This window comes from Pseudonocardia halophobica (genome assembly GCF_050948485.1).
GTDB lineage: Bacteria > Actinomycetota > Actinomycetes > Mycobacteriales > Pseudonocardiaceae > Pseudonocardia > Pseudonocardia halophobica.
The window spans coordinates 4,733,568-4,759,071 of sequence record NZ_CP192046.1 but is presented as its reverse complement, the minus strand read 5'-3'; the positions used below and the strand labels follow the sequence as shown (position 1 = coordinate 4,759,071).

The 25,504-nt window shown below is 73.0% G+C and carries 21 protein-coding genes; 17 read left to right on the top strand and 4 right to left on the bottom strand.

The annotated features are described in order from the left end of the window. Window position 1 precedes the first annotated feature (1 nt). Together ACQP04_RS22585 and ACQP04_RS22580 are read left to right on the top strand one after the other, a co-directional pair. Complete coding sequence (locus ACQP04_RS22585) at window positions 2–1,861, top strand: ASKHA domain-containing protein (protein ID WP_433502556.1); 1,860 nt, start codon at window positions 2–4, stop codon at window positions 1,859–1,861. A gap of 28 nt (window positions 1,862–1,889) precedes the next feature. Beyond that, window positions 1,890–2,489 (top strand): DUF1638 domain-containing protein, encoded by a 600-nt coding sequence (locus ACQP04_RS22580; RefSeq protein ID WP_433502555.1) that lies wholly within the window; start codon window positions 1,890–1,892, stop codon window positions 2,487–2,489. On the opposite strand, the gene ACQP04_RS22575 is transcribed toward ACQP04_RS22580, so the two are convergent. Continuing rightward, window positions 2,486–3,328, bottom strand: a complete 843-nt coding sequence (locus tag ACQP04_RS22575) for a pyridoxamine 5'-phosphate oxidase family protein (protein ID WP_433502554.1) — start codon at window positions 3,326–3,328, stop codon at window positions 2,486–2,488. The two genes, ACQP04_RS22580 and ACQP04_RS22575, sit on opposite strands and share 4 nt — an antisense overlap. Window positions 3,329–3,435: 107 nt before the next feature. Between ACQP04_RS22575 and ACQP04_RS22570 the strand changes: the two genes are divergently transcribed. From ACQP04_RS22570 to ACQP04_RS22540, 7 genes are all read left to right on the top strand, one after another. Next, on the top strand, window positions 3,436–4,026 hold the full coding sequence (locus ACQP04_RS22570) for an ABATE domain-containing protein (protein ID WP_433502553.1): 591 nt from the start codon (window positions 3,436–3,438) through the stop codon (window positions 4,024–4,026). A 527-nt stretch (window positions 4,027–4,553) separates the two neighbouring features. Beyond that, window positions 4,554–7,175, top strand: a complete 2,622-nt coding sequence (locus ACQP04_RS22565) for an ATP-binding protein (RefSeq protein ID WP_433502552.1) — start codon at window positions 4,554–4,556, stop codon at window positions 7,173–7,175. Window positions 7,176–7,287: 112 nt separating this feature from the next. Beyond that, on the top strand, window positions 7,288–8,499 hold the full coding sequence (locus ACQP04_RS22560) for an acyl-CoA dehydrogenase family protein (protein ID WP_433502551.1): 1,212 nt from the start codon (window positions 7,288–7,290) through the stop codon (window positions 8,497–8,499). Beyond that, window positions 8,499–8,885 carry a nuclear transport factor 2 family protein gene (locus ACQP04_RS22555; RefSeq protein WP_433502550.1) on the top strand — a complete coding sequence of 129 codons (387 nt, stop codon included), beginning with the start codon at window positions 8,499–8,501 and terminating at the stop codon, window positions 8,883–8,885. The genes ACQP04_RS22560 and ACQP04_RS22555 overlap by 1 nt, the downstream gene beginning before the upstream one ends. Then, window positions 8,885–9,721, top strand: coding sequence for a mycofactocin-coupled SDR family oxidoreductase (locus ACQP04_RS22550; protein WP_433502549.1), 837 nt, complete (start codon window positions 8,885–8,887; stop codon window positions 9,719–9,721). The genes ACQP04_RS22555 and ACQP04_RS22550 overlap by 1 nt, the downstream gene beginning before the upstream one ends. Before the next feature lie 69 nt (window positions 9,722–9,790). Next, window positions 9,791–10,603, top strand: coding sequence for a mycofactocin-coupled SDR family oxidoreductase (locus ACQP04_RS22545; RefSeq protein WP_433502548.1), 813 nt, complete (start codon window positions 9,791–9,793; stop codon window positions 10,601–10,603). Window positions 10,604–10,655: 52 nt separating this feature from the next. After that, on the top strand, window positions 10,656–11,396 hold the full coding sequence (locus tag ACQP04_RS22540) for a response regulator transcription factor (protein WP_433502547.1): 741 nt from the start codon (window positions 10,656–10,658) through the stop codon (window positions 11,394–11,396). Here the strand turns inward: ACQP04_RS22540 and ACQP04_RS22535 are convergent. Further along, window positions 11,393–11,761 (bottom strand): hypothetical protein, encoded by a 369-nt coding sequence (locus ACQP04_RS22535; RefSeq protein WP_433502546.1) that lies wholly within the window; start codon window positions 11,759–11,761, stop codon window positions 11,393–11,395. The two genes, ACQP04_RS22540 and ACQP04_RS22535, sit on opposite strands and share 4 nt — an antisense overlap. Beyond that, on the bottom strand, window positions 11,758–12,918 hold the full coding sequence (locus ACQP04_RS22530) for an LLM class flavin-dependent oxidoreductase (protein WP_433502545.1): 1,161 nt from the start codon (window positions 12,916–12,918) through the stop codon (window positions 11,758–11,760). The genes ACQP04_RS22535 and ACQP04_RS22530 overlap by 4 nt, the downstream gene beginning before the upstream one ends. Before the next feature lie 198 nt (window positions 12,919–13,116). Between ACQP04_RS22530 and ACQP04_RS22525 the strand changes: the two genes are divergently transcribed. From ACQP04_RS22525 to ACQP04_RS22515, 3 genes are read left to right on the top strand one after another with little or no spacing between them, the layout of a single operon-like run. Further along, window positions 13,117–14,529 carry a 4-hydroxyphenylacetate 3-hydroxylase N-terminal domain-containing protein gene (locus tag ACQP04_RS22525; protein ID WP_433502544.1) on the top strand — a complete coding sequence of 471 codons (1,413 nt, stop codon included), beginning with the start codon at window positions 13,117–13,119 and terminating at the stop codon, window positions 14,527–14,529. Next, window positions 14,526–15,032 carry a flavin reductase family protein gene (locus ACQP04_RS22520; protein ID WP_433502543.1) on the top strand — a complete coding sequence of 169 codons (507 nt, stop codon included), beginning with the start codon at window positions 14,526–14,528 and terminating at the stop codon, window positions 15,030–15,032. The genes ACQP04_RS22525 and ACQP04_RS22520 overlap by 4 nt, the downstream gene beginning before the upstream one ends. A 17-nt stretch (window positions 15,033–15,049) precedes the next feature. Next, window positions 15,050–16,705 carry a class I adenylate-forming enzyme family protein gene (locus ACQP04_RS22515; protein WP_433502542.1) on the top strand — a complete coding sequence of 552 codons (1,656 nt, stop codon included), beginning with the start codon at window positions 15,050–15,052 and terminating at the stop codon, window positions 16,703–16,705. A gap of 29 nt (window positions 16,706–16,734) precedes the next feature. Here ACQP04_RS22515 and ACQP04_RS22510 read toward each other — a convergent pair whose 3' ends face one another. Further along, window positions 16,735–18,960 carry an FdhF/YdeP family oxidoreductase gene (locus tag ACQP04_RS22510; RefSeq protein ID WP_433502541.1) on the bottom strand — a complete coding sequence of 742 codons (2,226 nt, stop codon included), beginning with the start codon at window positions 18,958–18,960 and terminating at the stop codon, window positions 16,735–16,737. Between the two features lie 280 nt (window positions 18,961–19,240). Between ACQP04_RS22510 and glyA the strand changes: the two genes are divergently transcribed. Genes glyA through ACQP04_RS22485 form a run of 5 tightly spaced genes read left to right on the top strand, consistent with a single transcriptional unit; the run spans window position 19,241 to window position 25,493 of the window. Next, window positions 19,241–20,542, top strand: coding sequence for a serine hydroxymethyltransferase (gene glyA / locus ACQP04_RS22505; protein ID WP_433502540.1), 1,302 nt, complete (start codon window positions 19,241–19,243; stop codon window positions 20,540–20,542). Continuing rightward, window positions 20,539–21,774 (top strand): sarcosine oxidase subunit beta family protein, encoded by a 1,236-nt coding sequence (locus tag ACQP04_RS22500; RefSeq protein ID WP_433502539.1) that lies wholly within the window; start codon window positions 20,539–20,541, stop codon window positions 21,772–21,774. The genes glyA and ACQP04_RS22500 overlap by 4 nt, the downstream gene beginning before the upstream one ends. A 35-nt stretch (window positions 21,775–21,809) precedes the next feature. Beyond that, window positions 21,810–22,091, top strand: a complete 282-nt coding sequence (locus tag ACQP04_RS22495; RefSeq protein ID WP_433502538.1) for a sarcosine oxidase subunit delta — start codon at window positions 21,810–21,812, stop codon at window positions 22,089–22,091. After that, window positions 22,088–24,880 (top strand): 2Fe-2S iron-sulfur cluster-binding protein, encoded by a 2,793-nt coding sequence (locus tag ACQP04_RS22490; protein ID WP_433502537.1) that lies wholly within the window; start codon window positions 22,088–22,090, stop codon window positions 24,878–24,880. The genes ACQP04_RS22495 and ACQP04_RS22490 overlap by 4 nt, the downstream gene beginning before the upstream one ends. Continuing rightward, window positions 24,873–25,493 carry a sarcosine oxidase subunit gamma gene (locus ACQP04_RS22485; RefSeq protein WP_433502536.1) on the top strand — a complete coding sequence of 207 codons (621 nt, stop codon included), beginning with the start codon at window positions 24,873–24,875 and terminating at the stop codon, window positions 25,491–25,493. The genes ACQP04_RS22490 and ACQP04_RS22485 overlap by 8 nt, the downstream gene beginning before the upstream one ends. Window positions 25,494–25,504: the final 11 nt, after the last annotated feature.

The following is a 25,504-nucleotide window of genomic DNA, read 5'->3' as shown; positions in this document are numbered from 1 at the left end:
CGTGACCGCGCTGCCGGAGCTGCCCCCGTCGGACCGGGTCCGCATCCGGTTCGACCCCGACGGAGCCAGGCCTCGCGAGGTCCGGGTCCCCGCCGGGGCGACGCTGTTCGACGCCGCGAGCTGGAACGGCATCGCCGTCGACTCCACCTGCGGGGGCCATGGCACGTGCCGCAAGTGCCGGATGCGGGTCGTCGAGGGCGACGTGACGGTGTCCCGACTGGACCCGCGCGCGTTCGGGCCGGAGGAGCTGCGCGCCGGCTGGCGGCTGGCCTGCCGCGCGCGGGCCGAGCAGGACCTGCGGGTGGAGGTGCCGCCGCTGGTCACCCGGCCCAAGGCGGCCACGGTCGGCGTCGGGCGCCAGGTGATCCTGCGTCCCGCCCTGCAGAAGCGCTGCCTGACGCTGCCCGAGGCGACCCTCGCCGACCAGCGCACCGACCTCGAGCGCCTGCGCGACGCGCTGCCCGACCTCGAGCTCCGGGTGGACCTGCCGGCGATCCGGAGCCTGGCCCGGGCGCTGCGGGCCGGGGACCACACGGTCACCGCGGTCGTGGTGGACGACGTGCTCGTCGACGTCGAGCCGGGGGACACGAGCGGGCGGCTCTTCGGCATCGCCTTCGACCTCGGCACGACGACGCTCGTCGCGACGCTGCTCGACCTCGCCACCGGCACCCCGGTCGCCGTCGCCTCGCGCCTCAACCCGCAGCAGTCCCACGGCGCCGACGTGATCACCCGGATCAGCGCGACGATGACCGACCCGACGGCGCTGGACCGCCTCACCGCGCTCGCCCACGACGGCCTCGACCGGCTCGCGGGCGAGGTCTGCGCCGACGGCGGCGTCGATCGCGGCGAGGTCTACGAGATCGCGGTGGCGGGCAACGCCACGATGACCCACCTCGCGCTGGGGCTGGACCCCGAGCCACTGGGCGTCGCCCCGTTCGTGATGGCCTCCCGGTCGTTCGACGACCTCACCGCCGCCGACCTCGGGGTGCGGGCACACCCGCGGGCCCGGGCGTACGTGTTCCCGGCGCTCGGTGCCTACGTCGGCGGCGACATCGTCGCCGGGGCGCTCGCCTCCGGGATGGACCGCGACCGGCGCGTCCGGCTCTTCATCGACATCGGCACGAACTGCGAGATCCTGCTCGCGGCCGGCGACCGGCTGCTCGCCACGGCCGCCCCCGCCGGGCCCGCGTTCGAGGGTGCGGCGATCCGCTGCGGGATGCGGGCCGCGCCCGGGGCGATCGAGGGCGTGAAGATCAGCGACGACGACGTGGTGCTGCAGGTCATCGGGGACGTCGAGCCGACCGGGCTGGCCGGGTCGGGTCTGGTCGACGCCGTGGCGGCGATGGTGGCGGCAGGACTCGTCGACGGCTCGGGGCGCCTGGTGGCTCCGGACGCGCCGGGTGTGCCGCCCGGGTTGGCGGCGCGGCTGCAGCAGGTCGGTCAGGAGCGGGTCTTCGTCCTGCACTTCCGGGGTGACGATCCGGCGGACTCGCTGTACCTGTCCCAGCGCGACATCCGGGAGCTGCAGTTCGCCAAGGCGGCGATCTCCACGGGCTGGCAGCTCCTGCTGGAGGAGCAGGGGCTGACCAGCGCCGACGTCGCCCAGGTACTGCTCGCCGGGTCCTTCGGCAGCTACCTCGGCCCCGCCGCCGCGGTGCGGATCGGACTGGTGCCGGACGTCGCGCTGATGCGCATCGTCAGTGCGGGCAACGTGGCGGGGGAGGGGGCCAAGATGGCGCTGCTGTCCGTGCGCGAGCGGGCCGCGGCCCAGGCGCTGCTGGAGGAGGTGCACTACGTCGAGCTCTCCGACCGCGAGGACTTCAACGACCGGTTCGTCGAGCGACTCGCCTTCCCGGTCTGACCGCCTCGACCATCCGGACCGGGTCGCGGTGGTCGCGTGCGGGGCGCTCGCCCGCCACGTCGCCGACGTCGCCGGGCGTCGCGGCTGGCCCGTCGACGTCGTCCCGCTGCCCCCGCTGCTGCACAACCGGCCCGAGCGGATCGCCGCCGCCGTCGAGCGCGAGCTGGCGCGCCTCCGCCCGCGGTACGGGCGCGTCGCCGTCGGCTACGCGGACTGCGGCACCTACGGGGCGCTCGACGACGTGTGCGTCCGCTGGGCGGTGCCCCGGCTGTCCGGTCCGGACTGCTACTCGGTCTTCGCCGGCGCCGAGCGGATGCGGGCGGTGCTCGAGGAGGAACCGGGCACCTATGTGCTGACGGACTACCTGGTGGCGTCCTTCACGCGCTCGGTCGTCGTCGAGCTCGGCCTGGACAGGTACCCGGAGCTGCGCGACGACTACTTCGGCCACTACCGGCGCGTCGTCTGGCTCGCCCAGCACCCGACCCCCGGCCTGCGCGCGGCGGCGGCGCGGGCGGCCGACGTCCTCGGTCTGCCGGTGGAGGAGGTCGTCGTCGGCGACGTGCTCCTCGAGCGGGCGGTCGGGGAACTGGTGGCGCACACCGCGCTCGGCGGGACGAATCGCCCCTAGCTCGCCTCGCGCAGGGGGAGGGACGGCCCGACGACCACGGCCTCGACCATGAACCGCACCCCGCGACCCTCGTCCTGCCAGTCGACCTCCGCGACGCCGGACAGGTGCACGGTGGCACCCGTCGCGAAGTCGACGAACGCCAGCGCGGCGGCGGGATCCACGGCGATGTTGCCCAGGCTGTTGAACATGTTGTTGCCCGGGAGGTCCGGCCACCACAGCGTCTGCTCGTCCTGGAGGGCGACCCGGCCGCCGCGGTGGGAGGCGTCCGCACCGCGGGTGGGGTGGCTGGTGCCGAGCAGGAACGTGTCCGCGCGGCGGATCAGGTCGACGTCGGCGGGGTCGAGTACCGCACCGCGGCGGACCGTCGCGGGACCGGCGGCGGGTGCGGGTTCGAGGTCGCGCGGGTGGATGAACCGGGGGCAGTTGCCGTAGGCCTGGTCCACCTGGACGGCGAGTTCCCGGTCGTCCGCGCTGGTCAGCCGGCCGTTGATCCGGAGCCTGCGCCGCCGGGCGGGATCCAGGGCGAGCATGCCGATCTGCTGCCCGGCAGCGAGCCCCTCGAGGGGATCGCCGGGTGGGGGCACGGCGTGGACGAGCAGGTCGGCGGGCCCGCGGACGTCGACGAATCCGGGTGGCCCTGCCAGAGGCGTGATCCACAGCCGGTCGGTCCGGTCGCGGGCGGTGATCGCGAGGAACGTGCGTTCGGCGAGGAACCGGGCGGCGCCGCCGCGGAGGTCGGCGGCGTCGAGCATCCCGACGAGGCGCGCGGCGTCGTGGACGACGCCGGCACGGCGCTGCACGGCGAGCTCGCCCGGGTGGAACCCCTTCTCGTCGTCCACGACCACTCCTAACGGCTTATCTGCGTCGAACCATTAGGCAGGCTGCCAGGTTCTCGCTCCGAATGCAATGGCTGACGGAGTACTTTCCCATTAGGTAGGGTCCGGGCATGGACCTCGACGCGCCGGGCACGTCCGCGCCGCTGCTCGGTGAGCCCACGCCCGTCGAGCTGATGAACACCGTGTGGGCCGACCGTGTGGGGGTCCACGACGCCCTCGCGACACCCGACGAGGCGGTCGCCTGGCTGCGCAGGGTCCTCCCGGAACCGCCGGTTCCCGACCTGGACCGGTTGCGGCTGCTCCGGGACGCCCTGCGCCGGCTCGCCGCCGAACGGACCGGCGATCCGCGCCCGTCCGCCGCGTCCGCCGTCCCCACCCGCACCGACGCGCTCCGCGTGCTCGACGACGCGTGCGCCGCCGCGCCGACGTGGTCCTCGCTGCGCTGGGAGCCCGGCGAGGAACCTCGCCGCGAGGTCCGCAGCGACGCCGCCGCGGACCGGGTCCTGATCGCCGGGCTCGCCGAGCAGGCCGTCCGCTTCTTCGCCGGGGAGGAGGCCGCGGACCTCCGCGCCTGCCTCGCCCCGGGCTGCGTCCTCTACTTCGTCCGCCACCATCCCCGCCGGGAGTGGTGCTCCGCGGGCTGCGGCAACCGCGCCCGCGTCGCCCGCCACTACCGGCGCCGGCGCCCGACGTCCGACTGAGGCCGTGTCTCCCCACCCGCCACCACCGCTCCCGGCGGCCCCGCCGTCCCCGCCGGCGTTGCCGGGCCACCCGAATGCCCCCGGTATGAGGGCAGCCCGGCTGCCTTGCCGGGAACGACGTGGATCACCGGGCCCGGCGGCGCCGGATCGAGAGCGAGCAGGACGCCCCCGAGGAGCCCGAAGACCAGCGACGCGATGGCGAAGCCGTTGGTGGGCCGATTCTCCGGCGGCGGGTAGGCCTGGCCGGGGACGAACCCGGCGGCGGTGCCGTGAGGGGCGAGCACCCGGGACGGGGGTGCCGGCCCCCGAGAACCGGCGCGGTGGGCGCGGACTGCGGAGGATCGGCGACCGGCGCGACCGCGCACCCGGCGGCGGGGCATGCCCCGGGGTGGGTACGGTGGGGCCGTGACACATGTTGACCCCCCTCGGGGTGGTTCGGCACGTGCTTGCCCCGACCTGGCTTGACACCCGTATCGGCCCGTCGTGATCGTGAGGCCAGCCTCATCGTGGAGTGCCGGAGGAGCCGTGTGAACGCCGACGAGTGGAGCGAGATCCATCGCCTCCACGGGGCCGGTATGTCGATCAAGGGCATGGCCGCCCACCTCGGGATGTCCCGCAACACGATCCGGCGTGCGCTGTCGTTCGACGCCCCGCCGCCGGACCACCGTCACGGCCGCGGGTCGGCGACCGACGCCTACGCCGAGCAGATCCGCTCCCTGCTCGCCGACGAGCCCGGCCTGACGATCACGCAGATCGGGCAGCGGATCGGGTGGGAGCGCTCGCGCACGACGCTCGCCAAGCGCGTCGACCGGGAGCGACAGATGGTGGGCGGCGCGGCCGGCCCGCTCACGCGGACGGGCTGTGCGGTGCCTGAGTTCGCCACGGAGTTCATCGGGCGGCGCGCCGAGCTCCGCGAGCTGCGGGAGCTGCTGGGCGGCCACCGGCTGGTCACCGTGATCGGGGTCGGCGGGGTCGGGAAGACCAGGCTCGCCGCCCGGACCGCGGTGGAGCTGCGCCGCGCCTTCGCCGACGGCGTCCGCGTCGTCGAGCTCGCGTCCCTGCGCAACCCGGCGCTGTTGCCGCAGGCGGTGTTCGACGGGCTCGGGATCGCGCACCGCGACCAGCCGGACCGCTCGGCCGTCGACGCGCTCGTGGAGCACGTGCGCACCCGGCACATGCTGGTCGTGCTGGACAACTGCGAGCACGTGCTGGAGGCGGCGGCGCGGTTCGTCGACGACGTCCTCCACGCCACCTCCCGCGTGCACTTCCTCGCCACCAGCCGTGAGGTCCTCAACCTGCCGGGGGAGCGGATCAGCGTCCTGAACCCCCTGTCGACGGCCGGTGACCGGACGCCGGCGATCGCCCTGTTCGAGAGCAGGGCCCGGGACGTCCTGCCGGGTTTCACCGTCGACGACACCAACCGGGACGCGGTGCGGCGGGTGTGCGAGCGGCTCGACGGTCTGCCGCTGGCGATCGAGCTGGCCTGCGCGCGGCTGCGGGTCCTGTCCGTCCACGAGCTCGCCGAGCGCCTGTCGGACAGCGTGGACCTGCTCTCCACGCGGGGACGTGGCGGGGCGGAACGGCACCAGAGCCTGCAGGCGGCGATGTCCTGGAGCCACGAGCTCTGCACACGCGAGCAGCAGCTCCTCTGGGCCCGTGTCTCGATCTTCGCCGGGGGCTTCGACACGCGGGCCGCGGAGGCCGTCTGCGCCGACGAGGCGCTGCCGGCGGGGTCCGTCCTGGACTGTCTGTACGACCTGGTGGGCAAGTCGATCCTGCAGCGTGAGGAGTCCCGCGGGCGCGTCCGCTTCCGGATCCTGGAGACGATCCGCGAGTTCGGCCAGGCCATGCTCTCGCCGGAGGAGAGCGAGCGGCTGCACCGGCGGCACCTCGAGTGGTGCGCCGGGCTGGTCACCGAGTCCGTCCGGTCCTGGTTCAGTGACGAGCAGTTCGAGATCTCCGAGCGCCTGCGCGCCAACCTGGCCAACGTCCGCAAGGCGCTCGAGACCGCGCTCGCCCTCCCGGCCGACGCGCACGGCCCGTCGGCGGCCGAGCTCGTGTCCGCCCCGTGGTTCCTCTGGGCCTGCGGGCTCTCCGCCCGCGAGCACGCCATGTGGCTCGGCCGGGTGCTGGAGCGGGAGGACCTGGGCCCGGCCCCGCGGGCGGCCGCGCTCGGCACCCTGGGCCTGGTGCGGACGATGCAGGGCTACCGGTCGGCGGCCGAACCGGTCGTCGCCGAGGCGCTCGAGCTCGCGCGCCGGGCCGGGGACGTCCCGGCCACCGCCTTCGCGCTCGACGCGCAGGGGCTGGGCGCCTTCTTCGACGGGGACCACCGGCGCGCCGAGACGCTGCTGACGGAGTCGCTCGCGCTCTACGAGAGCCGTCCGGACGTGCGCGGCGACCTGTCCTGCGCGGTGCGGGTGCACCTCGGGATGCTGCTCTGTTTCGACGGGCGGACCGGCGAGGCCCGGCGGTACTTCGACGACGTGCGCCGCCGCTGCGAGCAGGTCGGCGAGCGGTGGATGTCGTCCTACGCCGTGTTCGGCCAGGGGCTGGTCGCGGTGACCGAGGAGCGCTACCCGGAGGCGATCGAGCTGGCCCGCGCCAGCCTGTGCCTCAAACGGGACTTCGAGGACTCCGTGGGCACCCCGCTCGCCGTCGAGCTGCTCGGCTGGGCGGAGGCCGGCGCGGGGTCGGCGGCCCGCTCGGCCGCCCTCGTCGGGGCCGCGTCGGTGCTCTGGCGTGCCTTCGGCCAGCAGCTCTACGGCTCGGCGCAGTGGATGGCCCGGCGGGACCGGTTCGCGCTGCGCGCCCGCACCGAGCTCGGCAACGCGGCCTACGAGGCCGGCACGCGGCGGGGCGCGGCGATGGGCATGACCGAACTGCTCGACCTCGCCCTCGACCGGTCCGCCCCGGACGTGCCGGAGGGCGAGATCGAGCTGGTGGCCGCCCTGTCGCCCCGGGAGCGCGAGGTGGCCCGCCACCTCGCCGCCGGTCTCACCAACCGGCAGATCGCCGCAGCCCTGGTGCTGTCGCACCGCACGGTGGAGGGCCACGTCGAGCACATCCTGCAGAAACTGGGGCTGCAGAACCGCAACCAGGTCGCGGTCGCCCTCGCCGCGGCCCGTACCACCGCCCCCACGGGGTGACCGCAGGGTGACCACGTGGCGGACCACGTGGTTCCCCGGGTACGCCCGCGGCCGCACGTCGGCATCGTGATCCACGTCCTCAGCGACGTGCGACCAACGGAGGCCGACACCCATGACACAGACCCTCGAGAGGCCCGGCGACGCGGAGACGGGGACCGACGTCGACTACGTCGCCCTCGCCCGCAGCATCAAGCCGGTCATCGACGCCGAGGCGGACACGATGGAGGCCGGCGCCACCATCACGAAGCCCGTCGTCGACGCGATCGCCGAGAACGGCCTGTTCTGGCTGCTCGTGCCGCGCGAGTACGGCGGGGCCGGGCAGGACATCGTGACCTCGCTGAAGGTCGTCGAGGAGCTCTCCCGCGCCGACGGCTCCGTCGGCTGGGCGTTCATGGCCAACGCCTTCTCGACCGGCGTCGCGGTGGGCTTCTTCTCGCCCGAGGGTGCCGAGGAGATGTACGCGGGCGCGGACAAGGCCATCACCGCGGGCATGATCCTGCCGACCGGCACCGGTGTTCGGGTCGACGGCGGCTACAAGGTCACCGGCACCTACGGCTTCGGCAGCGGCTCGCACCACGCGTCCTGGATCGGCGCGGGCTTCGTCGTCCTCGGTGAGGACGGCAAACCGGAGATGGACGGCCCAGACGACAACCCGGTCCCGGTCTGCCGGATCGCGTTCGTGCCTCGTGCGGAGGTCGAGTTCCTGGGCGGCTGGGACGTGATGGGCATGGCCGCCACCGGAAGCGACAACTACAAGGTCGACGGGCTGTTCGTGCCCGAGGCCCACACGATGGACACCTTCTCCACCGAGCCGGTCCGCCCCGAGGCCGTCTACAAGCTGGGCATGCTCGGCATCGGCGTCGGCGGGCACGCCCCGGTGGCCCTCGGCATCGCGCAGCGCGCCCTGGAGGAGATCGCCCAGATCACCGCCGACAAGAAGCGCCCCGGCTACCCGACGGTCGTCGGTGACTCGGAGATGTTCCGCCGCGGGTTCGTGGAGCACGAGGCGCTGCTGCAGGCCGCCCGCCTGTACGTCTACCAGGTCCACGCCGACGCCGAGGCCGCCGCGGCGGCGGGCACCATCACCGACGAGCACCGCGCTCGCCTGCGCCAGGCCGCGACCTGGGTGCAGAAGGTCGCCCAGGACGTCGTGACCTGGGCCTACAACTGGGGCGGCTCCGCCTCGATCCGCAACCCCAGCGTGCTGGGCCGCTGCCTGCGCGACATCTCCGTGGGCGCCCAGCACATGCTCGTCGAGCCGATGACCCTGGTCGAGGCCTCGGCCCCGATCATCGCCGGCTACCTGAAGAAGGAGAACGCCTGATGTCCAACGCCGACAACCTCACCGAGGCCTTCGCCGCCGCCGACAAGGGCGACGCGAGCCTGCTGGTGGACCTCTACGCCGACGACATGACCTGGGCCGGGTTCAAGGCCGACGGCACCCAGACCGTCTACACCAAGGCGTCGTTCCTCGAGGGCTTCGGCATCCTCGCCCACCTCGACGAGGCGAGGAACGAGGTCGTCCGCACCGAGGAGACCCCCGAGGGCCTCGTGATCGCCTGGATCCGGGCCTACCGCCGCAAGGGCGACGACGTCCTGGACTTCACCCTGGTCATGGTCCACCAGTTCGTCGACGGGAAGGTCACCCGCGGCGCGGACGTGGCCCCGCCGAGCTTCGGCGAGTACTGGACGCGCCTGGGTCTCGCCTGATGGGGCAGCTCTACGGCAAGGTCGCCCTGGTCACCGGTGCGGCCCGCGGACAGGGCCGGTCCCACGCGATCCGCCTGGCGGAGGAGGGCGCCGACGTCATCGCGATCGACGTGTGCGCCCCGGTCGAGACGGTCGAGTACCGCGGTGCGACCACGGCCGAGCTGGACGAGACGGCGGCGGAGATCGAGAAGCTGGACCGCCGGGTCGTCGCGACGCAGGCGGACGTCCGCGACCTCGCGGCGCTGCAGTCGGCGGTGGCCGACGGCGTCGCGGAGCTCGGCAGGCTCGACGTCGTGGTGGCCAACGCGGGCATCTTCACCACCGCTCCGGTGCACGAGCTGACCGAAGAGCAGTGGGACACCATGATCGACATCAACCTGACGGGCGTGTGGAAGACCGTCAGGGCCACCGTGCCGCTGCTGATCGAGCAGGGCAGCGGCGGGTCGATCGTGCTGATCAGCTCCACCGGCGGCACGCAGGGCTTCCCCCACTTCGCGCACTACGTCGCGGCCAAGCACGGCGTCATCGGGCTCGCCCGAACGATGGCGAACGAGCTGGGACAGCACAGCATCCGGGTCAACGCCGTGCAGCCGACCTCGGTGCTCACGGACATGATCGACCACGAGGGCATGTACAAGCTGTTCCGGCCGGACCTGGAGCACCCCACGCGCGAGGACTTCCGCGAGGCGCTGCTGAGCGGGATGAACATCCTCCCGACGCCGTGGGTGGAGCCGCGCGACATCAGCAACGCGGTGGCGTGGCTCGCCTCCGACCAGTCCCGGTTCGTCACCGGGACGACCGTGCCGGTGGACGCCGGCGCGCTGCAGAAGATGTGACATCCCGGACCGGGGCCGTGGTCGCACGGCCCCGGCCCGGCGACCTGGGTCGTTCAGGAAGGAACGAACATGGCAGGACGCGTGGAAGGAAAGGTCGCCCTGGTCACCGGCGCGGCGCGCGGCCAGGGCCGGGCGCACGCGGTGCGGCTGGCCGAGGAGGGCGCGGACATCGTGGCGGTGGACGTCTGCGCCGACCTGAACGTCCCGTACCCGTCCTCCACCCCGGAGGACCTCGCCGAGACCGTGGCGCTCGTCGAGAAGCTGGACCGGCGGATCGTCTCCGCACAGGTGGACATCCGTGACCTGAGCGGACTGAAGTCCGCCGTGGACGGTGCGGTGGCCGAGCTCGGGCGCCTGGACGTCGTGGTGGCCAACGCCGGGATCTGTGTCCCGGCGATGTGGGACCGGGTCACCCCGGAGCTGTTCGAGTACCACCAGAGCGTCAACGTCACGGGTACGTGGAACACCGTGATGGTCGCGGCGCCCCACCTGGTCGCCGCGGGCGGCGGCTCGGTGATCATCACCAGCTCGGCCGCCGGGATCACCGTGCAGCCATTCCTCGTGCCCTACACGACCAGCAAGTTCGCGGTCCGGGGCATGGCGAAGGCGTTCGCCGTGGAGCTGGGCGAGCACGACATCCGGGTCAACAGCGTGCACCCGTGCGCGGTACAGACCCCGATGGGCGGCGGCGACGTGCTCGGCATCATCGGCGAGGCCCTCGAGGCGCACCCGAACCTCGGCGGGATGTTCACCAACATCCTGCCGCTGGAGCAGGCCGAGCCGCGGGACATCGCGAACACGGTGCTGTTCCTGGCCTCTGACGAGTCCCGCTTCATGACCGCGCACGAGCTGTCGCCGGACGCGGGGGTCACCGAGTACTGATCGGTTACGCTGCGGGACACCTGGCAGCGTGGGAGGCCCGGAGATGCAGGCGGTGGCTTCGGCGAGTCTGGACGCCAAGCGGCTCGGCAAGGTCTTCGCCGTGCTCGAGCGGGTCGACCGCTCGCACGACGTCACGGAGTTCGCCGGGCGCACGATCGAGGCGCTCGGGTCCGTGCTCGGCTACCGGAACACCACGTTCTTCGCCGGGCCGAGCTACGGCGGGCTGTTCCTGGACCCGTCGCCGCTGCTCGAAGGGACGCAGCGGCGGCTGATCCGGGAGTACCGGCAGCGCTGGGACCGGCACGACGTGTTCGCGAGGCCGGCCGCGGCCGCCCGGCTGCACCGGGTGTCCGCGGTCTCGGTCGACGCGGGCGACCCGGCGGCGTCCGCGGACCGGGCGTATCGCGACTGGCTGGGCGGCCACGGGATCGAGAGCCTCACCGCGATCCACGTGGCGCCGGGCGGGAAGCAGGCGCTGTTCGGGATCTTCGGGCCCCGCGGAACGGTGGGGCCGGTCGATCTCGCCGTGCTGCGGCTGCTCGGCCGGCAGCTCGGCGCGATCGCCCGGCACCTCCCCGCGTCCGCGGCCGGGCAGGCGGGCGTGCCGCGTCTGTCGCCCCGGCTCGCGGAGGCGGCGGAGCTGGTCGCGAGCGGGCTGACGAACGCGGTGGTCGCCCGGACGATGGGCGTCACCGAGGACACCGTGAAGAAGTACGTCAGCAGGCTGCTCGCGGAGACCGGGACCCGCAGCAGGACCGAGCTCGCGCTGGTCCTGCAGCGGGGCCGGGCCTAGCTCAGGGCGGCGAACAGGCCGCTCAGCTGGGCGGTGTCCACGTACTCCTCGATCCGGGTGACCTTCCCGGCGTTGTCGACGTGCACGGCCAGGGCGGCGGGCGCCCGGAAGACCGTGCCGTCCGGCAGGGTCCCGGTGACGGTGTACTGCGCCCAGGCGAGCCCGTCGACGGCGGGGGAGGTCCGCACGTCGTCCATCCGGAAGTCCGGCACCACCTTCCGGATCGCCCGGACGCTCTCCAGGGTGTCCGGGACCGTCGGTGCCTCCACCTCGTCGAAGGAGTGCCATGTCACGGCGCCGGGCGCGAACACCTCCCCGGCCTCCAGCGTCATCAGGGCTTCCACCACGCGAGCAGCATCGCTCACTGGGCACGCTCCTTCTCGTACTTCTCGGTCATGTGCGCGACGGCGTCGAGCTGGGCCCGAGAGTGCCGCTCGCGACCCTCGGACGCCAGCCGGGCGGCCTCGACGGTCGGGGCGTACTGGCCCTGGAAGTGCGGCGCGACGGCCCGGGCGAAGATCTCGAAGGACCGCTTGGTGGCCGTCGGGTCGGCCCAGTCGTGGCCCATCAGCAGCATGGTGCCGAAGCCGCCGGCCTGGTCCACGAGGCGCTGCACCTGCGCGCGGGCCTGGTCCGCCGTGCCGATGACGCCGATCCCGGCGCCGTTGATGAAGTCGATCATCTCGTCCAGGTTGTCCCCGGAGACCGCCATCTGCGGGAACGCCGCGACCTTCTGGAAGTAGCGGAACCAGTGCTCGATCCCGTGCGCGACCTCGCGCCGGGCCTGCTCCTCGGTCTCGGCCAGGTGGAACGGCCCGACGAGCCGCCACCCCGAGCGGTCCACGGTGGTCCCCGCCGCCGCGGCGCGCTCCTCCATGACGTTCCAGTGGTGGGCGAGGGCGTCGAAGCCGTCGGCGCTGAGCGTGGCGCCGATGCTGAGCAGCCCGAGCCCGTGAGTGCCCGCCAGCCGGGCGCCGGTGGGGGAGGCCACCGCCGCGACGGCGATGTCGAACAGCGGGTCCGAGTACGGCGCCATCTGCAGCCGGGCGTCGATGAGCTCGTGGGTGCGGGTCTTCGCGTTGACCGTCTCGCCGCGGAAGAGCCGCAGGATGATGTCGAGGTTCTCCTCGAGCAGCTCGCGGGTCTCGGTCGGGTTCAGCCCGATCATCGCCGAGTCGGTGGGCAGCGATCCCGGCCCGACGCCGAACAGCGTCCGGCCCCGGGTGAGGTGGTCGAGCATGACCATGCGGTCCGCCACCCACAGCGGGTTGTGGTAGCTGATCGAGGTGACGCCGGTGCCCAGCTTGATCCGCCGGGTGCGCTGGGCGGCGGCGCCGATGAGGATCTCCGGCGAGGCGTAGATCTCCGAGCCCGCGCTGTGGTGCTCGCCGAACCACGCCTCGTCGTAGTCGAGCGCGTCGAGGTGCTCGATCAGCTGCAGATCCTGCTCGAACGCGACGGCGGGTTTCACCCCCGGGGCGTGGACGGGGGCGAGGAAGATGCCGAACTTCAGCCTGGCCATGCGGTGACCTCTCCTTCCGGCGGCGCGCCGTCGCGCCGCGGTCTGCGTGTGCCGCAGACCCACCTTCGGAGCGGGGACCGTCGGGGCACAGTGCACGAAAGTGCATGCCGCCCCGTCCCCCTTCGTGCACTCCCGACGCCCCGACCGACGTGGTCGGCTCGGGGACGAATCCCCTGCAACCGCTGAAGGGACCCACTGATGGCTCTGCGCACCGCGCAGCAGTACCGCGACGGCCTGCGCGACGGCAGGCGCGTCCACTACCGGGGCGAACGGGTCGACGACGTCGTCGCGCACCCGGAGCTGCGGCCGGCCGTCGACCACTCCGCGCTCTGCTACTCGATCGCGGACGACCTGCCCGATCTCGCGGTGCGCAAGAGCGCCGAGGCGGGGACCTACTCGGCCTTCTACCACCTCCCGCGCACCCCGGAGGACCTGCGGGACCGCGGTGCCCTCATCGAGGAGGTGTCGCGACGCGGCGCCGGCACCATCGTGCTGAAGGAGGTCGGCTCCGACGCCCTGTTCGCCCTCCTGCGCGCCACCGAGGGCGCCGGTCTGGAGCGCGCGCAAGCCTTCTACCAGCGGTGCCTCGACGAGGACCTCGCGCTCGCCGTGGCGCAGACGGACGTGAAGGGCAACCGCACCCTCGGTCCGTCCCAGCAGGCCGATCCCGACCTGTACCTGCGGATCGTCGACTCCGACGCGGACTCGATCACCGTCCGCGGGGCGAAGACGCACACCTCGTTCTCCGCCAACGCGGACGAGATCGTCGTGCTCCCCACCCGCGCGATGGGGCCCGCGGACACCGACTACGCGGTCTCCTTCGCGATCCCGGTCGACACCCCCGGGCTCGATCTCTACGTCTCGCCGTACGCGGCCGGTGAGCGGGACGGGTTCAGCTTCCCGCTGTCGTCGAGGCACAAGCTGCTGGAGTCGCTGACCGTCTTCGACGACGTCCGGATCCCGCGCGAGCGGGTGTTCCTGGAGCGGCGGCCGGAGCTCGCGGGCCCGCTGGCGATCGCGTTCGTCGACTACCACCGGTTCACGGCGATCAACTACAAGCTCCCGTTGCTGGACGTCATCGTCGGCGCCGCGCACCTGGTCGCCGAGGCCAACGGCATCTCCCGCGCCGGACACGTCCGCGACAAGATGGCCAGGCTCATCGCCTGGTCGGAGACGGTCCGGGGGCTCGCCGAGCTGGCCGCGCTGCGGGCCCGCGAGGGCGCCCAGGGGGTCTGGCTGCCGGACCCGCTGGCGGTGAACATGGCCAAGTACACGTTCGCGCACGGTTTCCACGAGGCCACGGCGACGCTCGTCGACCTCGCCGGCGGGCTGCTCGCCACCGGTCCCGGCGCCGAGGACTGGGCGAACCCGGGCATCCGTGCGGTGCTGGAGAAGTACTACGCCGCCGCGGTCCCGGCGGAGCAGCGCCTGCGGATCCTCAACTTCATCGGCGACCTCACCGCCCGCGACTACGGCGGCTACCAGTCCGTCCTCGCCACCCACGCCGAGGGCTCGCTGGAGGCCGAGAAGATGCAGATCGCGCGCTCCTACGACCCGACGGACGCGATCGGCTACGTCCGCCGGCTGGCCGGACTCGGGGAGGACCGGTGACCACGGTCGCGCCCGGCCGGTTCCGCGAGGTCCTCGGCGCCTTCTGCTCCGGCATCACCGTGATCACCGCGACCGACCCCGACGGGGCGCCGATCGGGATGACGTGCCAGTCCTTCAGCTCGCTGTCCCTCGACCCGCCGATGGTCATGTTCGCGCCGGCGCGCACCTCGACCACCTGGCCCCGGATCCGAACGGCGGCCGGGTTCTGCGTGAACGTCCTCGCCGACGACCAGCACGGGGTCAGCGACGCCATGTCCCGGCGGGGCACGGACAAGTTCGCGGGCGTCGCGTGGACGCCGTCGCCGACCGGAGCGCCGCGCCTGGCCGGGGCCGCCGCGTGGATCGACTGCGAGCCGGCCGCCGAGTACGACGGCGGTGACCACACGATCGTCGTCGGGGCCGTACGCGAGCTCGGGAGCTCGCCGTCGCTGGAACCGCTGCTCTACCACCGCGGGCGGTACGCGCTCGTCCGCAGCCACCCGACCACCGGGGACCCCCGATGACCGCAGAGGAGACAACGATGTCCGCCTACGACGACAAGCCCTGGCTCGCCGTCTACGACGACGGTCAGCCCGCCACCACGACGGTGGAGTTCGGGACCGCCGTCGAGATGTTCCGCGCCACCGTCGCCCGGCACCCCGACGCCGACGCCATCCGCTACTTCGACGCCCGGATCAGCTACGCCGAGCTCGACGCGCTCAGCGACGCGTTCGCCGCGGGCATCACCGCCGAGGGCTTCGCGCCGGGCGAGCGCGTCGCGCTCTACCTGCAGAACGTCCCCCAGTTCGTGATCGCCCAGGTCGGCGCGTGGAAGGCCGGCGGGATCGCCGTCTCGATCAACCCGATGAACAAGGAGCGCGAGCTGGCCGAGGTGCTGGCCGACTCCGGCGCGTCGGTCCTGGTCTGCCTGCAGTCCCTGCACCGCGACGTCGCCGCGGGGGTCGTGCCCGGCACCGCGGTCCGGACCGTGCTCACCACCTCCGAGCGCGACCTGCAGACGCGGGACGAGCCGGCCGTGTTCGCCGGCGTCGAGCGGATCGCCTGCCCCGGCACCACGGACCTCCTCGAGTTCCTGGAGCGGCACCGGGGCGCGGCGTCCCCGGCCGTCGACCTCACCGCCGACGACGTCGCCTTCCTGACCTACACCTCCGGCACCACCGGGCCGCCGAAGGGCGCGATGACCACCCACCGCAACGTGGTCTTCAACGCCCAGACCTACCGGGACTGGGTGGGCCTGGGGCAGGACGACGTCGTGCTCGGCATCGCCCCGCTGTTCCACGTCACCGGGCTCGTCGGGCACATCGCGGTCGCGCTGCTCACCGGGGCGCCGCTCGTGCTGATGCACCGCCTCGACCCCGCGCTCACCCTGCGGACGGCCGAGGCGGAGCGCGCGACGTTCACCGTCGGGTCGATCACCGTGTTCATCGCGCTGATGAACGCGCCCGACGCCGAGAAGGCGCAGCTCGCCACCCTGACCAAGATCTACTCCGGCGGGGCGCCGATCCCGCCCAGCACGGTGCAGGCCTTCCGGGACACCTTCGGCCACTACATCCACAACATCTACGGGCTGACCGAGACCACCTCGCCGTCGCACGCGGTGCCGCACGGCGCGGAGGCCCCGGTCGACCCGGCGTCGGGCGCGCTGTCGGTCGGCGTCCCCGTCTACGACACGGTGGTGCGGATCGTCGACGAGAACGGCGCGGAGCTGCCCGTCGGCGAGATCGGCGAGCTGGTCACGGCCGGGCCGCAGGTCGTGGCCGGGTACTGGAACAAGCCGGAGGAGACCGCGAAGGCGCTGCCCGACGGGGTGCTGCGCACGGGCGACGTGGGCTACATGGACCCGCAGGGCTGGTTCTACATCGTCGACCGCAAGAAGGACCAGATCAACGCCGGCGGCTACAAGATCTGGCCGCGCGAGGTCGAGGACGTCCTCTACGAGCACCCCGCCGTCCGCGAGGCCGCGGTCGTCGGCGTGCCGGACGAGTACCGGGGCGAGACGGTCAAGGCCTTCGTCTCGCTGCGCGCCGGCGTGCAGGCGACCCCCGAGGAGATCGTCGCCTTCACGAAGGAGCGCATGGCGGCCTACAAGTACCCGCGGCAGGTGGAGATCCTGGACGAGATCCCCAAGACGGTCAGCGGGAAGGTCCTGCGGCGGGAGCTCCGGAAGCACCCCTGAGCGAGGGGTCGGCGGGTCGCCCAGTGGCCCTACGCCCGTTCGAGGCGGACGACGACCCATTTCGAGGTGGGGGTGCCCGACTCGAGGGCTTGGGAGTCGAGGGGGACCAGGGGGTTGGTTTCGGGGTAGTAGGCGGCGACGCAGCCTTTGGGGGTGTCGTAGGAGACGAGTCGGAAGTTCTCCGCGCGGCGCTCGATCCCGTCGTCCCATTCGGAGATGAGGTGGACGTGGTCGCCGTCGGTGTAGCCGAGTTCGGTGAGGTCGGCGGGGGAGACGAACACGACGCGGCGGCCGGAGTGGATGCCGCGGTAGCGGTCGTCGAGGCCGTAGACGGTGGTGTTGAACTGGTCGTGGCTGCGGAGGGTCTGCAGCACCAGGCGCCCCTCGGGCACGTGGGCGACCTGGAGTGGGTTGACGGTGAACACGGCCTTGCCCTCTGCGGTGGGGAAGGTGCGGGTGTCGCGGGGCGGGTGCGGCAGGGTGAACCCGCCGCGCCGGTTGATCTTGTCGTCGTAGGCCTCGCAGCCGGGCACGACCCGGCCGATCCGGCGCCGGATGTGGGCGTAGTCGGCGGCGAACTCGGTCCACGGGATGCCGTGGCGGCTGCCCAGGGTGGCGTGCGCGATCCCGCACAGGATGTCGATCTCGGAGCGCAGCAGCGGCCCGGCGGGGGTGGCGCGGCCGCGGGAGGCGTGCACCGCGGACATGGAGTCCTCGACGGTGACCCGCTGCACGCGCCCGCCGGTGCGGTCCTGCTCGGTGCGCCCGAGCGTGGGCAGGATCAGCGCGTCGTGCCCGGCGGTGAGGTGGCTGCGGTTGAGCTTGGTGGAGATCTGCACGGTCAGCGCGGCGGAGCGCAGCGCGGCCTCGGTGACGTGGGTGTCGGACATGGCGGCGGCGAAGTTCCCGCCCAACCCGACGAACACCTTCGCGTGCCCGTCGCGCAGGGCGCGGACCGCGGCGGCGGCGTCGTGGCCGTGCCCGCGCGGCGGCTCGAAGCCGAACTCGGCGCCGAGGGCGTCGAGGAAGGCGTCCGGGGCCTTCTCCCAGATGCCCATGGTGCGGTCGCCCTGGACGTTGGAGTGCCCGCGGACCGGGCACAGCCCGGCGCCGGGTTTGCCGATCATCCCCTGCAGCAGGGCGACGTTGACGAACTCGCAGATCGTGGCGACGGCGTTGCGGTGCTGGGTGATCCCCATGGCCCAGCAGTTCACGATCTTCGTCGAGGTCGCGAACAGCTCCGCGGCCGCCTCGATCTGCGCCCAGGTCAGCCCGGTGGCGGCCACGACGGCGGCCCGGTCGAGGTCACGGATGTGGCTGGCCCAGGCCTCGAACCCGACGGTGTGCCGGGCGACGAAGTCGGTGTCCACGGCGCCGCGCTCCAGCAGCAGGTGCCCGAGGGCCTGCCAGAGCGCCAGGTCGCCGTTGGAGCGGATCTGCAGGTAGGTGTCGGCCAGCCCGGTGCCGCGCCCGGCCAGGCCGGTGGGGGTCTGCGGGTTGTCGAAGCGCAGCAGCCCGGCCTCGCGCAACGGGTTGATCGCCAGGATGCGCGCGCCGTTCTGTTTGGCGATCTCCAGCGCGGACAGCATCCGGGGGTGGTTGGTGCCCGGGTTCTGCCCGGAGATCACGATCAGGTCGGCCTCGTGCAGGTCCTGCAGGCTCACCGAGCCCTTGCCGATGCCGATCGTGCGGGCCAGCCCGACCGAGGTGGACTCGTGGCACATGTTCGAGCAGTCCGGCAGGTTGTTGGTGCCGAAGGCCCGGGCGAAGAGCTGGTAGACGAACGCGGCCTCGTTCGACGCCCGCCCGGAGGTGTAGAACAACGCCTCGTCCGGAGAGTCGAGGGCCTGCAGGTGCTCGGCGACCAGGGCGAACGCGGCGTCCCAGGAGATCGGCTGGTAGTGGTCGGCCCCGGCGCGGCGGACCATCGGCTCGACCAGCCGGCCCTGCTTCTCCAGCCAGTGGTCGGACTGCTGCTCGAGCTCCGGGATCGGGTGCGCGGCGAAGAACGCCGCGCCGACGGTGTCGCGCTGCCCCTCCCAGGACACGGCCTTGGCGCCGTTCTCGCAGAACTCCGCGGTGTGCCGGGGCTCGGTCGGGTCCGGCCAGGCACACGACATGCAGTCGAACCCGTCGACCTGGTTGAGCGTCAACAGGTTCCGCGCCGACTTCACCGGCCCCATCTGCCGCAGCGCCCGGGCCATCGACACCCGCACCGCCCTGAGCCCCGCCGCATGCGTGGCCGGCCGGCCCACCCGCAGCCGGGACTCCTCGACATCGACACGAGCATCGACACGAGCATCGACACGAGCATCGACACGGGCGGCGTCGGCGGGCGGGGTGGTGCGGCCTGGTGACTGCTCGACGGACAACGACGCTCTCCTCGGACGACGGGACCTGACTCGACGCCGGCGAGGTCGTCGGCATGAATTCACGCCAGGGTGTTGACCCTCACCGCCACGCGGCCTACCTTGCCATGCAGTTGGTATATCAGTCCACAGCAATAAGTATGGCGAACACGAGGGGGTCGGCTGGATGTCCGTGACGGTGGATCGACGAGAGGCCCTGAGCCCCGAGCGGGTGCTCGGCCGGTCTCTGCAGGAGACGGACCCGGAGGTCCACGCCGCGATCAGCGCCGAGCTCGGCCGTCAGCGTCACACGCTGGAGATGATCGCGAGCGAGAACTTCGCTCCGCTGGCGGTGATCGAGGCGCAGGGCTCGGTGCTGACCAACAAGTACGCCGAGGGGTACCCGGGCCGGCGGTACTACGGCGGCTGCGAGCACGTCGACGTCGTCGAGCAGCTGGCGATCGACCGCCTGAAGGCGCTGTTCGGGGCCCAGTTCGTCAACGTGCAGCCGCACTCGGGGGCGCAGGCCAACGCCGCGGTGATGGCGGCGCTGCTGCAGCCCGGCGACACCATCCTGGGGCTGGACCTCGCGCACGGCGGCCACCTCACCCACGGCATGAAGCTGAACTTCTCCGGCAAGCTCTACGACGTCGCGGCCTACCACGTCCGCGAGACCGACCACCGCGTCGACATGGCGGAGGTCGAGCGCCTGGCCCAGGAGCGGCGGCCGAAGCTGATCATCGCCGGCTGGTCGGCCTACCCGCGCCAGCTGGACTTCGCCGAGTTCCGGCGGATCGCCGACTCGGTGGGCGCCTACCTCATGGTCGACATGGCCCACTTCGCCGGGCTGGTCGCCGCAGGGCTGCACCCGAGCCCGGTACCGCATGCGCACGTGGTCACCTCGACCACGCACAAGACCCTCGGCGGGCCCCGCGGCGGGGTCATCCTCGCCGAGCAGGAGCTGGCGAAGAAGTTCAACTCCAGCGTGTTCCCCGGTCAGCAGGGCGGTCCGCTCGAGCACGTGATCGCGGCGAAGGCGGTGGCGTTCAAGCTGGCCGCCGAGCCGGAGTTCCGCGAGCGGCAGGAGCGCACGCTGGAGGGCGCGCAGATCCTGGCCGCGCGGCTGCTGGAGGAGAAGAGCGTCGGCGTCGTGTCCGGTGGGACGGACGTGCACCTGGTGCTGGTGGACCTGCGCGACTCCACGCTCGACGGCAAGCAGGCCGAGGACCGCCTGCACCGGGTCGGCATCACGGTCAACCGCAACGCCGTGCCCTTCGACCCGCGGCCGCCCATGGTCAGCTCCGGAGTCCGGATCGGCACCCCGGCCCTGGCCGCCCGCGGCTTCGACGCCGACGACTTCACCGAGGTCGCCGACGTGATCGCCCTGGCGCTGCGCCCCGACGCGTCGGACGCCGAGCTCACCGCCCTGGCCGAGCGCGTCGCCGTGCTCGCCGCCCGTCACCCCCTCTACCGGGAGCTGCAGGCATGAGCACCACCATCCCGCCCGGCGCACACCTGCCCGACCGCCCCGATTTCCTGTGGCGGACGCCGGAGCCGCGGAAGTCCTACGACGTGGTGATCGTGGGTGGGGGTGGGCACGGGCTGGCCACTGCGCACTATCTGGCGCGCAATCACGGGATCACGAACGTGGCGGTGCTGGAGAAGGGCTGGTTGGCCGGCGGGAACATGGCCCGCAACACCACGCTGATCCGGTCGAACTACCTGTGGGACGAGTCCGCGGCGATCTATGAGCACTCGCTGAAGCTGTGGGAGGGCCTGGAGGAGGATCTGGGGTATCCGATCCTGTTCTCCCAGCGGGGGGTGCTCAACCTGGCCCATACCGAGCAGGACGTGCGGGACTCGGTGCGCCGGGTGGAGGCGAACAAGCTCAACGGGATCGACGCGGAGTGGCTGGGCCCGGACGAGGTCGCCAAGCTCTGCCCGATCGTCAACGTCTCCGCCGAGATCCGGTATCCGGTGCACGGGGCCACCTACCAGCCGCGGGCGGGGATCGCCAAGCACGACTACGTCGCGTGGGGGTTCGCCCGGCGCGCCGACGCGGCCGGGATCGACCTGATCCAGGACTGCGAGGTCACCGGCTTCAGCACCGACGGGGACACCGTGACCGGGGTGCGCACCACCCAGGGCGAGATCGCCTGCGGGCGGGTCGCGTTGTGCGCGGCCGGGCACACCAGCGTGCTGCTGGACCTGCTCGGGGTGCCCGCCCCGTTGCAGTCGCACCCGCTGCAGGCGTTGGTGTCGGAGCTGCTGGAGCCGGTGCACCCGACGATCGTGATGTCCAACGCGGTGCACGTCTACGTGTCCCAGGCGCACAAGGGCGAGCTGGTGATGGGGGCCGGGGTGGACGCCTACAACGGGTACGGCCAGCGCGGGGCGTTTCACATCATCGAACGCCAGATGGCCGCGGCGGTGGAGCTGTTCCCGGTGTTCGCCCGGGCGCACCTGCTGCGTTCCTGGGGCGGGATCGTCGATGTCACCCCGGACGCGTCCCCGATCGTCGGGCACACCCCCTACGGCAACGTGTTCGTCAACTGTGGCTGGGGCACCGGCGGGTTCAAGGCCACCCCCGGGATCGGCTGGTGTCTGGCCGACACGCTCGCGCACGGGCGCCCGCACCCGTTCGTGGCCCCGTTCGCCCTGGACCGGTTCACCACCGGCGCCCTGGTCGACGAGCACGGCGCCGCCGCCGTCGCCCACTAACCCCCACCGAGCCCAGCAGTTCACGGAGACCCCTGATGCAGTTGATCCACTGCCCCTGGTGCGGCCCCCGCGAGGAGGTCGAGTTCTGCTACGGCGGCCAGGCCCACCGCACCTACCCGCACGACCCGGCCGCGTTGTCCGACGAGCAGTGGGCGCGGTTCGTGTTCTTCCGGGACAACCCCAAGGGCCCCTTCGCCGAACGCTGGAGCCACAGCGCCGGGTGCCGGCGCTGGTTCAACGCCGTGCGCGACACCCGCAGCTACCGCTTCCTCGCCACCTACAAGATCGGCGACCCCCGCCCGGAGGTGACCCCATGAGCAGCACCGACAGCCGCGTCGAGGGGTACGGCCGCGTCGACCGCACCCGCACCCTGACCTTCACCTTCGACGGCCAGGAGTACACGGGGCATCCCGGCGACACCCTGGCCAGCGCCCTGCTCGCCCACGGCGTCCACCGCGTGGGGTCGAGCGTCAAGTTCGGCCGGCCCCGGGGGATCGGCGCGGCCTGGACCGAGGACGCGACCGGGCTCGTCCAGGTCGAGGAGCCCTTCCCCGAGCCGATGCTGCTGGCCAGCACCATCGAACTGGTCGATGGTCTGGTGGCCCGCGGGGTGAGCGGCCAGGGCCGGCTCGCCGAGGTTCCCGACACCGCGCGGTACGACCGCAAGCACACACACTGCGACACCCTGGTCATCGGAGCCGGCCCCGCCGGGCTGCTGGCGGCGCGCACCGCCGTGCGGGCGGGGGAGAGCGTCGTCCTGGTCGACGACCGCCCCACCCCCGGCGGGAGCCTGACCGGCACCGAGCGGATCGGCGGACGCCCCGCGCTGCAGTTCGTGGCCGACACCGTCGTCGAGCTGACCGCCCACCCGGAGGTGCTGCACCTGCAGCGCACCACCGCGTTCGGGCACTACGACGACGGGTTCGTCCTCGCCCTCGAGCGCCGCACCGACCACCTCGGCACGGCCGCCCCGCGGCACCGCTCCCGGCAGCGGGTGCACCGGATCCGGGCGGAGCAGGTCGTCGTGGCCACCGGCGCGCACGAACGACCGATCGTGTTCACGGACAACGACCGGCCCGGGATCATGCTCGCGGCCTCGGCGCGGGACTACCTGCACCGGTACGGCGTGGTCGCGGGCCGCGAGATCGTCGTCTTCACCAGCGACGACGCCGCCTACTCCGCCGCGGCCGACCTCGCCGCGGCGGGCGCCGCGGTCACCGTGGTCGACGCCCGCACGGACGTGCCGGCGGTGGCCGCCGGCTGCGTGCGGCAGCGGATCCCGGTGCACTGCGGCGTCGTGGTGGTCGGGACCACGGGGGAGGAGCGGATCCGGCAGGTGCAGCTCGCCGCCCCCGGCGAGAAGCCCTGGACCCTGCCCTGCGACCTCCTGCTCGTGTCCGGGGGCTGGAACCCGACCGCCCACCTGTTCAGCCACGTCAAGGGCGCGCTCGCCTACGACCCCGCGCTCGGCGCCTTCCGTCCGGGCGACACGCTGCCCGGCGTCAGCGTGGTCGGTGCCGCCAACGGGACCCTGGACCTGGCCGGGTGCCTGCGCGAGGGGGCCGGCGGCGACGCGCCGAGCACCGCCCCCGAGCCGGAGCGCCTGCCGACCAAGGTGCTCTGGCGCACCGCGGGCGACGCGGACCGCCAGTTCGTGGACATCCAGCGGGACGCGACCGTGGCCGACATCGCCCGGGCCGTGGGCGCGGGCATCCGCTCGGTCGAGCACGTCAAGCGGTACACGACCATCGGCACCGCGCACGACCAGGGCAAGACCTCCGGGGTGATCGCCTCGGGGATCACCGCGGACATCCTCGGCACGACCGTGGACGCGTTGGGCACCACGACCTTCCGCCCGCCCTACACCCCGGTCGCGTTCGCCGCGCTGGCCGGTCGCGAGCGCGGACAGCTGTTCGACCCGGTGCGGACCACGGCCCTGCACGACTGGCACGTCGCGGCGGGCGCGGAGTTCGAGGACGTCGGGCAGTGGAAGCGCGCCCGGCACTACCCGCGCCCCGGCGAGGACATGGAGGCCGCGGTCTTGCGCGAGTGCGCGGCCGTCCGCACCGGCGTGGGCATCCTCGACGGCTCCACCCTGGGCAAGATCGACGTCCAGGGCCCGGACGCCGCGGTGCTGCTCGATCGCGTCTACACGAACATGATGAGCAGCCTGAAGGTCGGCCGCGTGCGCTACGGCGTGATGTGCGGCAACGACGGCATGGTCATCGACGACGGCACGGTGCTGCGCCTGGCCGAGGACCGCTTCCTGGTCACCACGACGACGGGCGGTGCGGCGCCGATCCTCGACCACCTCGAGGAGTGGGTGCAGACCGAGTGGCCCGAGCTGCGCGTGCATCTCGCCTCGGTCACCGAGCAGTGGGCGGTGTTCCCGGTCGTCGGGCCGCGCTCGCGCGACGTCCTCGGCGAGGTGTTCCCCGGCCTCGATGTGTCGAACGAGGCGTTCCCGTTCATGTCCTGGCGGGACACCGAGCTCGACGGCGTCCCGGTGCGGATCGCGCGGATCTCCTTCTCCGGCGAGCTCGCCTACGAGGTCAACGTCAGCTCCTGGTACGCGCGATCGCTGTGGCTGCGGCTGCTCGACGCGGGCGCGAAGTACGGCATCACGCCGTACGGCACCGAGACGATGCACGTGCTGCGCGCCGAGAAGGGCTACCCGATCATCGGGCAGGACACCGACGGCACCGTCACCCCGCACGACCTGGGCATGGAGTGGGCGGTGTCGAAGAAGAAGCCGGACTTCCTGGGCAGGCGGTCCTTCGCCCGCCCGGCGAACCACGATCCACTGCGCAAGCAGCTGGTGTCGCTGCTGCCGACCGACGCGCGGACGAAGCTGCCCGAGGGCTCGCAGATCGTCGAGTTCCGCGCGGACGGCGTGCTGCCCCCGCCGCCGGTGCCCATGCTCGGGCACGTCACCTCCAGCTACCACAGCGCCGAGCTCGGCCGGCCGTTCGCGTTGGCCCTGGTCAAGGGCGGACGCGCGCGCGTCGGCGACGTCGTGCACGTCCCCGTCGCGGGTGTGCTCGTGCCCGCCGAGATCGGCTCGTCCGTGCTCGTCGACCCGGAAGGAACCCGTCGCGATGGTTGAGCGCACCCTGTTCCGCACGCACCCGCTCGAGGACCGGATCCCGGCGCTGGACGCCGCGGAGACGGCGGGCCTCCGGATCGAGGCCGAGGCCGAGGTCGCCGCGGTGGATCTGCGCGTCGACCCGGCCGGGCCGGGCGTCGACGCCGCCGCGCGGGCGCTCGGCGCACGGTTGCCCACGCAGCCGAACACCTGGACGCGCACCCACGACGGGCAGGCCGTCTGGCTGGGCCCCGACGAGTGGCTGGTCACCAGCGTCGCCGCGCGGCCGCACGAGTGGGAGCACGCCCTGATCGGCGCGGTCGCGCCCTACGGCGGCGCCGCCGTGGACGTCTCCGCGCAGCGCACCAGCATCCGGGTGAGCGGTGCCCGGGCCCGGGAGCTGCTGTCCTTCGGCTGCGCGCTCGACCTGCGCCCGGCGTCGTTCCCGGTCGGGTCCGCCGCGCAGACCACCGTCGGGCTGGCCGGCGTGCTGCTCCTCGCCCTCGGCGCGGACGACTTCCGGCTCCTCGTGCGGCCCTCCTTCGCCGGCCACCTGGCCGACTGGCTGCTCGACGCCGCCCTCGAGTTCCGGGCCGACACGACCGCCCGCCCGACCGCCGCCGCCTTCCCCTGACCGACCACCGT

Coding starts and splice junctions, on each gene's coding strand:
- ACQP04_RS22560 (WP_433502551.1), top strand. CDS start 7,288: ATGACACAGACCCTCGAGAGGCCCGGCGACGCGGAGACGGGGACCGAC.
- ACQP04_RS22545 (WP_433502548.1), top strand. CDS start 9,791: ATGGCAGGACGCGTGGAAGGAAAGGTCGCCCTGGTCACCGGCGCGGCG.
- ACQP04_RS22500 (WP_433502539.1), top strand. CDS start 20,539: ATGAGCACCACCATCCCGCCCGGCGCACACCTGCCCGACCGCCCCGAT.
- ACQP04_RS22525 (WP_433502544.1), top strand. CDS start 13,117: ATGGCTCTGCGCACCGCGCAGCAGTACCGCGACGGCCTGCGCGACGGC.
- ACQP04_RS22515 (WP_433502542.1), top strand. CDS start 15,050: ATGTCCGCCTACGACGACAAGCCCTGGCTCGCCGTCTACGACGACGGT.
- ACQP04_RS22550 (WP_433502549.1), top strand. CDS start 8,885: ATGGGGCAGCTCTACGGCAAGGTCGCCCTGGTCACCGGTGCGGCCCGC.
- glyA (WP_433502540.1), top strand. CDS start 19,241: ATGTCCGTGACGGTGGATCGACGAGAGGCCCTGAGCCCCGAGCGGGTG.
- ACQP04_RS22485 (WP_433502536.1), top strand. CDS start 24,873: ATGGTTGAGCGCACCCTGTTCCGCACGCACCCGCTCGAGGACCGGATC.
- ACQP04_RS22495 (WP_433502538.1), top strand. CDS start 21,810: ATGCAGTTGATCCACTGCCCCTGGTGCGGCCCCCGCGAGGAGGTCGAG.
- ACQP04_RS22570 (WP_433502553.1), top strand. CDS start 3,436: ATGGACCTCGACGCGCCGGGCACGTCCGCGCCGCTGCTCGGTGAGCCC.
- ACQP04_RS22530 (WP_433502545.1), bottom strand. CDS start 12,918: ATGGCCAGGCTGAAGTTCGGCATCTTCCTCGCCCCCGTCCACGCCCCG.
- ACQP04_RS22490 (WP_433502537.1), top strand. CDS start 22,088: ATGAGCAGCACCGACAGCCGCGTCGAGGGGTACGGCCGCGTCGACCGC.
- ACQP04_RS22555 (WP_433502550.1), top strand. CDS start 8,499: ATGTCCAACGCCGACAACCTCACCGAGGCCTTCGCCGCCGCCGACAAG.